Here is a 9,794-nt window from a genome sequence, read left to right as displayed (position 1 = left end):
GCGCCTCCAGTCCGTCCTGGTGTTGCGCCCTTCTCTTTGTTAGTATGTTCTGACAAACGACGGAACAATCAGGAGGCGCCATGCCGCTCGTCCGAATCGACCTCGCCACCGGCCGCACGCCCGAGCAGGTGCGCGCCATCGCCGACGCTATCCACACCGCCATCGTCGACGTGTACGGGATCCCGGTGCGCGACCGGTTCCAGGTCATCACCGAGCACGCCGCGCAGCAGATCATCGCCGAGGACGCCGGTCTCGGGTTCGAGCGCACCGAGGGCGTCGTCGTGATCCAGGTGTTCACGCAGCGGGGGCGGACCGACGACGCCAAGACGGCGCTGTACGCCGCCATCCACGAGCGGCTCGTCGAGGTCGGCGTCGCCTCCGAGGACGTCTTCATCGGCTACGTCGAGAACGGCCCGCAGGACTGGTCGTTCGGGTTCGGCCGCGCCCAGTACGTCACCGGCGAGCTCGGCGTGCCGGCGCTCGCGTGACGACGGGTACCGGGCCTACTTGTCGACGAGGGTGACCTCGAACGAGTAGCGGTCGGGTCGGTAGCAGTGCACGCCGTACTCGACCGCGCGGCCCGAAGCGTCGTACGCCGTGCGGCTCATGGTCAGGACCGGGTCGCCGTCCTCGATCTCGAGCAGGCCGGCCTCCTCGTCGGTGACCGCGCGGGCTCCGATCCGCTGCTTCGCCACCCGCATCGTCACGCCGCGGCCGCGCAGCAGCTGGTACAGGCCGTGCGTCTGCAGGTCGTCGTCGCTGATCTCCAGGAACTCGGGCGGCAGGAAGTTCTCGAGGATCGCCATCGGGACGTCCTCGGCGAAGCGGACACGCCGGATGTGCGCAACGGTGGTGCCCGTCGGGATGCCGAGCGCCTCCGCGACGGCGTCGCTCGCGGGCACGTCGTTCCGTTCGAGCAGCTTCGTGGCGGGCGCCTGCGACCCCTGGGCGAGGTCGTCGTAGAGGCTCGTCAGCTCCACCTTGCGGGTGACCGGGCCGTGCACCACCTGCGTGCCGATGCCGCGTCGGCGGACGAGGAGTCCCTTGTCGACGAGGTCCTGGATCGCGCGACGGATCGTCGGACGGGACAGCCCGAGGCGCTCACCGAGCGCGATCTCGTTCTCGAGCCGTGCGCCGGGAGGCATCGCGCCGGACCGGATCGCCTCCTCGATGCGTGAGGCGACCTGGAAGTACAGGGGCATCGGACCCGACCGGTCCAGGTCCATGAACAGGTCGGACGGCAGCTGGCCTTCGTTGGTCATCGCGGTCCTTCGGAGTGCGGGTCGGCGGCGGCGCCGAGGGAATGTCGTGACAATACCACCGGGTCCGCGGCGGCCCGGGACGCACGGCGGCGTTGCCCCGTCCGGGGTCGGCCCGGCTGCCGCCCGGTCGAGGTGCTCGGACTCGTCAGTCCGCGAAGATCATCGGACGACGCGAGAGCCGCGGCTGCGGAGCCGTCCGGGGCTGTTCCGCCCGGGCGCGGACCGGGGCGATGTGCACGCGCGTCGCCGCCCCGAGGGCCTCGACCGTCTCGGCGCCGTGGTGGCCCGCAGCGTGCACGACGATCGCGGCGCAGGCCTCGGCGTCGGCAGCCGCGTCGTGGTGCTGGAACCCCTCGAACCCGGCGGCGCGAGCGGCCATCGGCAGACGGTACGAGTCGAGGGTGTACGTCTTCCGGGCGACCTGCAGCGAGCACATCGAGTGGTGTTCGGCGAGGTCGATGCCCGTGGCCGAGCACCCGCCGGCGATGACCCCCATGTCGAAGCGGGCGTTGTGGGCGACCAGGACGTCACCGTCCGCGAACGCCACGATGTCCGGGTACTGCTCGGCCCAGCCCTTCGCGTGCTGCACGTCCGACGCGACGATGCCGTGGATGCGGGTGTTCCACTCGAGGAAGACGTCGTGCCCGAGCGGCGGCCGGATGAACCACGAGGCCCGTTCGACGACCTTCCCCGCGCGGACCTTGACGAGTCCGACGGAGCACGCACTGGCGGGCGAGCTGTTCGCGGTCTCGAAGTCGATCGCGGTGAAGTTCAACGGCACGGTCCCGATCGTCGCACGCGGCGCCGACATCGCCGGAAGCCGGACCGGCGTTGCGTCGCCCGGACCGTCCGGCGGTCCGGTGCGCGACCGTCGGGTCATGGGTACCGGGGGGCGACGTGGAGGACCTGCTCGCAGGGGCGGAGCGCGTCGACGCGCCACCCCGCACCGTGCGCCGGGCGGTCGGGCTCCTGGTGTCGCTCGTCGCCCTCGGCGCGGCGATCGCCGTCGCCGGTACCTCCGCCGGTGGGGCCGTGGTCGCGACCGTCGTGCGGTGGGCCATGGGACGCTGGGCGGAGCAGTCCTGAGCGTGGCGGACAGCAGGCGCGGCGCGGTCTGGGCATCCGGCCACCGTGGTGCCGCGGTGACGGGGGACGCGGCCGCCCGCCCGCTCGTGCTCGTGTTGCCCGGCGCCGCGTACGGGCAGCAGGCCCCGCTGCTGTGGTGGACGCGGGCGATCGCCGAGCAGCACGGTGCCGAGGTCGTCGCGCCGGCGTGGACCGTCGACGATGCAGCACGAACGGACCCGATCGCGTTCGTCGAGCGGGCGGTCGAGGCAGCACTCGAGGGGCGACTCCCTGACCTCGTCGTCGCCAAGTCCCTCGGCTGCTCCGCGCTGCCGTGGGCGATCCGTCACGCGGTGAGCGGCGTGTGGCTCACACCGGTCCTGACGAACCGGGCCGTCGCGTCGGCGCTCCGCGCAGCGCCGGCGACCGACATCGCGATCGGGGGCGTGGCCGACCCGCTCTGGCAGCCGGACGCGGTCGCCGGTTCGGCGGCGCAGCTCCGGACGGTCGACGGAGCCGACCACGCCCTGGGGGTGCGCGGCGACTGGCGACGCACCCAGCGCCTCCAGGCCGACGTGCTCGAGATCGTCGACCGGAGGATCGCGGACCTCCGTTCCGACTGAGCGGACCTCCGTTCCGACTGAGCGGACTGGAGGCGCGGCGCGGCCTGCGTGGGCGGCCACCGTTAGGCTGTACTCCCGTGGCACTCACCATCGGAATCGTCGGTCTCCCGAACGTCGGCAAGTCGACCCTGTTCAACGCCCTGACCAAGAACCAGGTCCTCGCGGCGAACTACCCGTTCGCGACGATCGAGCCGAACGTCGGCGTGGTGAACCTCCCGGACCCGCGGCTCGACCAGCTCGCGACGCTCTTCAACTCCGAGAAGACCGTGCCCGCGCCGGTGTCCTTCGTCGACATCGCCGGCATCGTGAAGGGCGCGAGCGAGGGGGAGGGGCTCGGCAACAAGTTCCTCGCCAACATCCGCGAAGCCGACGCCATCGCGCAGGTCGTGCGCGGGTTCGCCGACGACGACGTCGTGCACGTGGCGAACAAGGTGTCGCCGAAGGACGACCTCGAGGTGATCAACACCGAGCTGATCCTCGCCGACCTCGAGACCATCGAGAAGGCGCTCCCGCGGTACGAGAAGACCGTGAAGCTCAAGCAGGCCGAACCGATCGTGCTCGAGACCGCGAAGGAAGCGAAGGCGGCGCTCGAGGCCGGCACGCTGCTGTCCGCGACCTTGATCGACCTCGAGCCGATCCGCGAGCTCGGGCTCCTGTCGGCCAAGCCGTTCATCTTCGTCTTCAACGTCGACGAGGCCGTCCTCACCGACGAGGCCCGCAAGGCCGAACTCGCCGCGCTCGTCGCGCCGGCGCAGGCCGTGTTCCTCGACGCGAAGATCGAGTCCGAGCTCATCGACCTCGACCCCGCCGACGCCGCGGAACTGCTGGAGTCGACCGGCCAGACCGAGTCCGGCCTCGACCAGCTCGCACGCATCGGGTTCGACACCCTCGGGCTGCAGACCTACCTGACGGCAGGCCCCAAGGAAGCGCGAGCGTGGACGATCGGCAAGGGCTGGAAGGCTCCCCAGGCGGCCGGCGTGATCCACACCGACTTCGAGAAGGGCTTCATCAAGGCCGAGGTCATCTCGTTCGAGGACCTCATGGAGGCCGGGTCCATCGCGGAAGCGCGTGCGCACGGCAAGGCCCGTATCGAGGGCAAGGACTACGTCATGCAGGACGGCGACGTGGTGGAGTTCCGCCACTCCTAAACACGACTGTCGTACGGTGAGCTGTGACCGTTGCAGCAGCGCTCTACCTCTGAGTCAGTCAAGACCAGACGGGCAATCGCGACGCCTGGAGGCGACAGGCGAAGGAGTGTGAGTCGGTCTTCAAGCGGCTTGGATCGACACTCGTCGAGACCTAGCGAGACGTCAAGTCCGCCTTCAAAGACGACGTAGTTCGCGAAGCTACGAACGCATGCGCCGCGATTGGGGAGCGCGCAAGTTCGAGAAGATCGTTGTGTACGACGCCGAACGCTATGTGAGATAGCCCTCTGAGCTGCAGGTCTGGATTTGATAGACTCGGAAGCTGCCGTCACTTCGTTTTACTAGCTCGCAGGTTGACTACGACCTCACCACAGATGCCGGTAGGTTGCAGGCGCGCATCATGGCAACCTTCACGGCTGGTGAGGTCGAGCGGAAGAGCCAACGGCAGGTCGACGCTGCCAAGTAGCGTGCAGCCGATGGTGACCCACCTCTCGGCACGCGCCTCTTCGGCTATGAGAGTGGCGGCAGGACCCTCCGAAAGTCCGAAGCGCGGTACGTGCCTATCGTCTTCGAGTGCTTCATCGCCGGTCTTCCTCTGCGGGCTATCGCACGGGAGCTCGATGCCGCCGGGGTCCCTACTCGACGGGGCGGCTCATGGAGTCCGAGCAGCATCCGCTCGCAAGACTCGGTTCCTGGACGATTACTTCGATCATGACGAAGGTGAGGGGTCGACCCTTCAGGAGTTCCGGAAGGCACTGGCGGATGCCGAGATTGCTGAGCTTGAGCGTGAAGAACGCAAGCTCGTACGGCCAGACGTGGCGGGTCTGCTAGGTCCAGACCCAGCTGACCGACGGGCTTCCGCCTCCGTACACGGCAAGCAAGCCGTGATTCGGGCAATCTGCACAGTGACACTCGCGAAGGTCGGGAGAAGGGGCCCTAATCAGCGGAGGATATTCGCTGCTGACAGCGTCCGATTCGAATGGCATGACGGTTCTGCCTCATAGGGGCGCGAGTTTTCTCTATCTACAAGACCGAGGCCTACGGCGAGGTTCCGCCCTGGCTCGGCTACGTCTTCGTGCTTCATGAGGACGAAGAGACGGAAGCGACGAATCGTCCTACGACTGCTTTGTTTCCGTCGGACGACGCGTTCCGAGGCATGTCGTACAACGAGCGCTACCAGGAGATGCTCCGCCGCTTCATGGGGGACAACATCTACCAGGGCGGCTGGTTCATCACTACGAAAGTCGATGACGAAGGGCAAGTCAATTACGCGGAACCCCTGGCAACCGCGACCGGTAAGGCCTTCCGCGCGGCAGTCGAGGGGCGAGTCGCCTACATCCGTTCGTTACTCGACTGGCGCCCGCTCGCGGCGGCGAGCGACAGCATTGCTCCCGACCTAGCTGCCTGGTTTCTGGACGAGGGTGGGTAGCTTGCCCTCTTTGGCGAGGTAGCCGAGTGCGACCGCACCTACAGCTATCGTCAGTCCTACGGCAGCCGCCTTCGTGAATAGGCGCTCGTTCGCTTCGCGTGCTTCTTTCTCGCTTCCGCGGACGTCGTGGAGCGCTCGTTCTTGCGCGTCGATGTATCGGGCACGCTCCTGCGGCGAGAGCCCGCCTCGCGCCAGTTCATCGTTGATGGATGCAATGAAGTTTGTCGGCAGTGTCTTTAACGCGACTCGCGCCTCGGTCGTTCGAAGTTAGAGATTGGCTGAAGCCTTCGCTAAGGGCCTGGAAGCCGGGAGCCAAGCTCTTAAGTAACGCAGGCCGCGCGCGGATGACTTCCGCCCACTGTTCCGTTTCTCGCAGGAGCTCTTCGGCACGCTCCGGAGTGGGATCGCTCTCATCGTCGCGGGGCGCCCCACTGCTATCAGGTTCCTTTGTCATGATCCGTTCATCTCCTATACGAGGGCCGGTCGGGACGAGCCTAGAGCTGTTCACTCAGCTCTTCGAGCAGACGCCTCTTTCGCGTCTTCTCGATATCCGGGTCGGTCTGTTGGATGAATTCGAGCTCTGCGAACCCATCACCCTGTCGGCGATTTTGAGGCGGTTCGAGGGCTTCGATAAGCAACGCTTCGAGCGTGGAGATGACAAGGTCGGCGTTCAAGCCAGAGTCCGGAACAACTTCTAGCTGGCCATCGGCACCCACGGGGCGAACCCCGAACCAGGAGAACCTGTCCCAACGACCGCTCAATCTGTCGCGAGTGTGTTCGCGTAAGCGCCTGCCCAGCCGTGGTTCGGTGACACGCCCAACGTACACAAGGCGGGTGACATCATAAAGAAGATAGACGCCCTCCTGGTTGCTGAAGTCGACCGCGGTACTGCCAGTAAGCTGCACGCCGAGCAGCTTCGGCGCTGAGGGTGTCCAATCGATTTCAGCTCGCCGCCAAAAAAGCCCGAACGCATTCAAGAGCCCCCGCTCATCCTCTGAGACGTCTGCGGTTCCGGAGTCCTCGAGTGCGACAACCGGAGTGTTAACCACGACCGAGTCGTCCTCCCTTTTCGGTGAAGCGGCAGGCGGGTAGCGGAATACTCCACGGTCGAGCTTCTCGACCTCAGACCGTAGGGGCTCTTGTGAAAGGTATGACGCCACCGCCGTGTGAGGTGTTGCGCCCACCTTCGTCCGAAGTTTGCCGTCGAGAATCGCTTGAGCAATCTCGGACGTCCTCATCGGTTCGCCCTGGTCGGCAAGCACCTTCTTGATTGCCTCGCCCCACCCCATGTTCACCATAGGGACACCGTAGCGGGAACCGAAGCTCACAGATCGTATTTCGGGCATCAGCGCTTGAGGTGGCCAAGAGTCGTCGGTCTCCCCGGAGGCGGGAGATCGTTGCTTCAGGTACTACCATCTGGCGTCGTGACGGAATCGGCATCGAGAGCCTCGGGGACTGCGGCGGCTTCGGAAGAGTTCAAGGACCACAGGGCCTGGCTGTACATCCTGACGGTTGCAGTGGTCGTCGCTGGCGCCATCGTCCTGTTCGGAAGCCTCCCCACCCCCACCGGTTTTCCAGCGCTAACGGATTGGCCGCCAACGCTCGCGCCGGCGGGTGCGACCTTGATGGTGGGTGGGTTAGCCGGAATGGTCGCGCTGTCGGCATCCGTCAGCTGGCGAAAGCAGCGTGCGCGCGATGACGCAGCTGAGCGAGGAAGGCGTGAGAAAGATCGCGAGTTTGAGGCGTGGAAGATTCGCGCCTCCCACTACGACACGTTGGCGGTCTCGGCGATTCAGCAGTTCGTCGGCAGGTTCGATCTTCAGGCGATGGCCGCCGACCGGGCGCGAGCTGTCCTGTGGGGGTCAGCGGCAGTGGTCCAGGCGCTAGAGCAGTGGGACGTCAAGGCGATTAGCGCGCACGAGAAGCAGAACGAGGCTGGCTATGAAGAGCTGAACGACCTGCAGAAGGGCGAGCTGTGGACCTCCTTGGCGCACCTCGTCCGAACCATGCGGGAGGAAGTCCCAGGAGACTTACAGCAAGTCCTCCCGAATCGGACCGTGCTCCGCGCCGTCTTCGATGACTTCCGGTACCTCGACGACCACGACAAACTCCCCAGGACAGTTCTGAGCGCTGTGGCCGAGTAGCTTCGGCGAGGCGCGCTTGCCAGTGGTGTGTGCCCCTAGACGGCCATATCCAGAACACGCGTACCTGGGTGGAGTTCCGCTTCAACGATTGATATCGCCTGCAGAGGGCCGCACGCCATAGCTGATTGATAGCGTGACGTCTCGCACCATCGACTGCGTTGAACCTGCCATTGACCCCTGAAATGGGGTCAATGGCATGCGCTACGCTTACCTCGTTAGCGATACTTAGAGGGGGAAGCGATGGCGGAGCAGCAGAGCCTTGATCTGATTCCGATTGAGAGCCAGACCAAAACAATCCAGAACTGCTTTCAGCAGTGCTTGTACGAGGTGCCGAACTTCCAGCGCCCTTATAGCTGGAACACTGAACAGTTGACTGATTTCTGGGAAGATGTCGTGCTAGCGCAAGGTGACTTTTTCTTCGGGTCGACTGTCACTTGGGTGAGTGAAAAGCGCGACCTGTTCAACGACACCTATTCAATCATTGATGGACAGTAGCGCCTAACTACAAGCACAATAGCCCTCTCGGTCATTCGTGATGCTTTTGCCGAACTTGCCACCGCGACTGAATACGAAACCGGTTTCGACTCTAAACTTGCGGCACATCAAGTCGATGCGACGCAGCGCTATCTCGTTGTCAAGGATGATGACGGACGCGAATATCCCGTATTGCGTCGCTCGGAAGAGATGTTCTACGAATTCATCCAGAACCGTAGCGCCATCCCAACCGGAGCGGCCTGGAATAGGAGCGCCGAGACTATAGGCCTAGCGCGCGAATTTTTCGAGTCGAAGATCACGCAGCAGTTAATAGATCGTAGCCCAGAAAATTCGCTCAACTACCTGAAGGATATTCGAGCGAACATTCTGAAGGCTCGTGTTATTCAGGTTGAGCTTGCATCTGAGGAAGATGGTTTCCTGATCTTTGAAACCCTGAACACTCGCGGCGCGGATCTCAAACTCGCGGACTTGATCAAGAATCTCCTCATCCGCGGAGGAGCGAGCACGATGCCTGATCGGCAGGCTATCGCCGACCGGTGGGAACGACTCGTGAATAGGGTTCAAGATGGTCGTGTGAGTTCCGACGTTCCGGACCGATTCATTTGGCAGTCCTGGAACTCGCGCCGAAAGGCCGTCAAAGAGCCGGAACTCTTCAAAGCAGTCGGGCGCCTTGTTGGGTCCGACCCTGCGGCTCATATCTCGTACCTCGAGGAGCTCGAGGTTGATGCTGCGAACTATGAGCATCTCCAGTATGAAGACATTCTCGTGCAACCGCGAGTATCGGGAAAGCGCAATGCTTTCGCTGTCCCGGAATTTGTTGATAGCATCCGCGCACTCGCAATATTCGATGTCAGCGTTGCTAATTCGACGGTGCTAGCCATTGCGCGCAAGTACAGTGAGACCAATCTTGTCAAGATCGGCCAATTGATCGAGGTGATGCGCCTCGTCGAGAACTTTCATTTCCAATTCAATGCATTGACCAGTAGTGGATCTACCGGCGGAACGCGTAGTCGATATAATCGGTTCGCTCTTCAGCTGGAGGAGGCCAACAGTCGGCAGGAGGTTACGGACGCGATTGCAGACCTGAAGCACAAGCTACAAACCAGCCTCCCGGGGCGCAATCGCACCGTCGAAGCGTTCAAGGCTCTTTTCTACGCCCCCAAACTGGCGTTGACTCAGGCGCAGAAGTTGAAGGCGCGGAAGGTCTATATTTCGTACGTACTCATGGCGTTTGCGAAGTATCATGGGGTGCTTCCCGCTGGGCAGAATCTGCAGCTATGGACTATCGAGCACCTCAAACCTCAATCCGAGGGTAGGGACATCGTAACCGACTCCATCTACTCTATTGGTAACCTCACTCTGTTGACCGAAGCGCTCAATAGTTCGCTTGGCAGCAGCGATCTGCATGTCAAGCTCTCCGCTCTCGATGCTAGGAGCGTGTATCTCGACGATGATCTGCGTAATTGGCGGGAGTCTGGACTGCAGGATCTTTCGGAGGATCAGATCCGCCAACGAGCCGAGCGTCTCGCGAACGACGCAATGGAGAAGGTCTGGAGTCTCTGAGGTGTCTCGTCCCTCAAAGACCTGAGAGCGAGGCATGCAACCCGCGACATGCTCTTTGGGGTACGTGT

General features: G+C 63.8%; 11 protein-coding genes and 1 pseudogene. 9 read left to right on the top strand and 3 right to left on the bottom strand.

Features of this window, described 5'->3' with window-relative positions; genetic code table 11:
* Positions 1-80: 80 nt before the first annotated feature.
* Positions 81-488: a tautomerase family protein gene (locus tag ACTJKO_RS13745; RefSeq protein WP_440689621.1), complete on the top strand. Its 408-nt coding sequence runs from the start codon at positions 81-83 to the stop codon at positions 486-488.
* A 15-nt stretch (positions 489-503) separates the two neighbouring features.
* Here ACTJKO_RS13745 and ACTJKO_RS13740 read toward each other — a convergent pair whose 3' ends face one another.
* Both ACTJKO_RS13740 and ACTJKO_RS13735 read right to left on the bottom strand, forming a co-directional pair.
* Entirely contained in the window at positions 504-1,262 is a 759-nt protein-coding gene (locus ACTJKO_RS13740) for a GntR family transcriptional regulator (RefSeq protein WP_440689619.1), read from the bottom strand.
* 145 nt (positions 1,263-1,407) lie between these two features.
* Positions 1,408-2,043 (bottom strand): exonuclease domain-containing protein, encoded by a 636-nt coding sequence (locus ACTJKO_RS13735; RefSeq protein ID WP_440689617.1) that lies wholly within the window; start codon positions 2,041-2,043, stop codon positions 1,408-1,410.
* Positions 2,044-2,159: 116 nt separating this feature from the next.
* Between ACTJKO_RS13735 and ACTJKO_RS13730 the strand changes: the two genes are divergently transcribed.
* The 5 genes from ACTJKO_RS13730 to ACTJKO_RS13710 all read left to right on the top strand — a co-directional run bounded on the left by ACTJKO_RS13730 (position 2,160) and on the right by ACTJKO_RS13710 (position 5,524).
* Positions 2,160-2,348: a hypothetical protein gene (locus ACTJKO_RS13730; protein WP_440689615.1), complete on the top strand. Its 189-nt coding sequence runs from the start codon at positions 2,160-2,162 to the stop codon at positions 2,346-2,348.
* Between the two features lie 2 nt (positions 2,349-2,350).
* Positions 2,351-2,950 carry a hypothetical protein gene (locus tag ACTJKO_RS13725; protein WP_440689613.1) on the top strand — a complete coding sequence of 200 codons (600 nt, stop codon included), beginning with the start codon at positions 2,351-2,353 and terminating at the stop codon, positions 2,948-2,950.
* A gap of 77 nt (positions 2,951-3,027) precedes the next feature.
* Complete coding sequence (ychF, locus tag ACTJKO_RS13720; RefSeq protein WP_440689611.1) at positions 3,028-4,098, top strand: redox-regulated ATPase YchF; 1,071 nt, start codon at positions 3,028-3,030, stop codon at positions 4,096-4,098.
* Between the two features lie 553 nt (positions 4,099-4,651).
* Entirely contained in the window at positions 4,652-4,810 is a 159-nt protein-coding gene (locus ACTJKO_RS13715; protein WP_440689609.1) for a recombinase family protein, read from the top strand.
* 285 nt (positions 4,811-5,095) lie between these two features.
* A complete protein-coding gene (locus ACTJKO_RS13710) occupies positions 5,096-5,524 on the top strand; it encodes a PaeR7I family type II restriction endonuclease (protein WP_440689662.1) in 429 nt (142 codons plus the stop codon).
* A 494-nt stretch (positions 5,525-6,018) separates the two neighbouring features.
* Here the strand turns inward: ACTJKO_RS13710 and ACTJKO_RS13705 are convergent, their stop codons facing one another.
* The gene (locus tag ACTJKO_RS13705; RefSeq protein ID WP_440689607.1) at positions 6,019-6,822 is read right to left on the bottom strand and encodes an HTH domain-containing protein; all 804 of its coding nucleotides are present in this window, start codon (positions 6,820-6,822) and stop codon (positions 6,019-6,021) included.
* Positions 6,823-6,948: 126 nt separating this feature from the next.
* Between ACTJKO_RS13705 and ACTJKO_RS13700 the strand changes: the two genes are divergently transcribed.
* The 3 genes and pseudogenes from ACTJKO_RS13700 (at position 6,949) to ACTJKO_RS13690 (ending at position 9,726) form a co-directional block, all read left to right on the top strand.
* Positions 6,949-7,668: a hypothetical protein gene (locus tag ACTJKO_RS13700; RefSeq protein ID WP_440689604.1), complete on the top strand. Its 720-nt coding sequence runs from the start codon at positions 6,949-6,951 to the stop codon at positions 7,666-7,668.
* A 240-nt stretch (positions 7,669-7,908) separates the two neighbouring features.
* Positions 7,909-8,637 (top strand): annotated as a pseudogene (locus tag ACTJKO_RS13695) (DUF262 domain-containing protein); the annotation flags it as partial.
* A gap of 33 nt (positions 8,638-8,670) precedes the next feature.
* Positions 8,671-9,726 carry an HNH endonuclease family protein gene (locus ACTJKO_RS13690; protein ID WP_440689660.1) on the top strand — a complete coding sequence of 352 codons (1,056 nt, stop codon included), beginning with the start codon at positions 8,671-8,673 and terminating at the stop codon, positions 9,724-9,726.
* Positions 9,727-9,794: the final 68 nt, after the last annotated feature.

Origin of the sequence: Curtobacterium sp. 22159 (assembly GCF_052045775.1) — a bacterium.
In the GTDB taxonomy this organism is placed as follows: Bacteria; Actinomycetota; Actinomycetes; order Actinomycetales; family Microbacteriaceae; genus Curtobacterium.
This window is presented reverse-complemented; position numbering and strand designations above follow the sequence as displayed.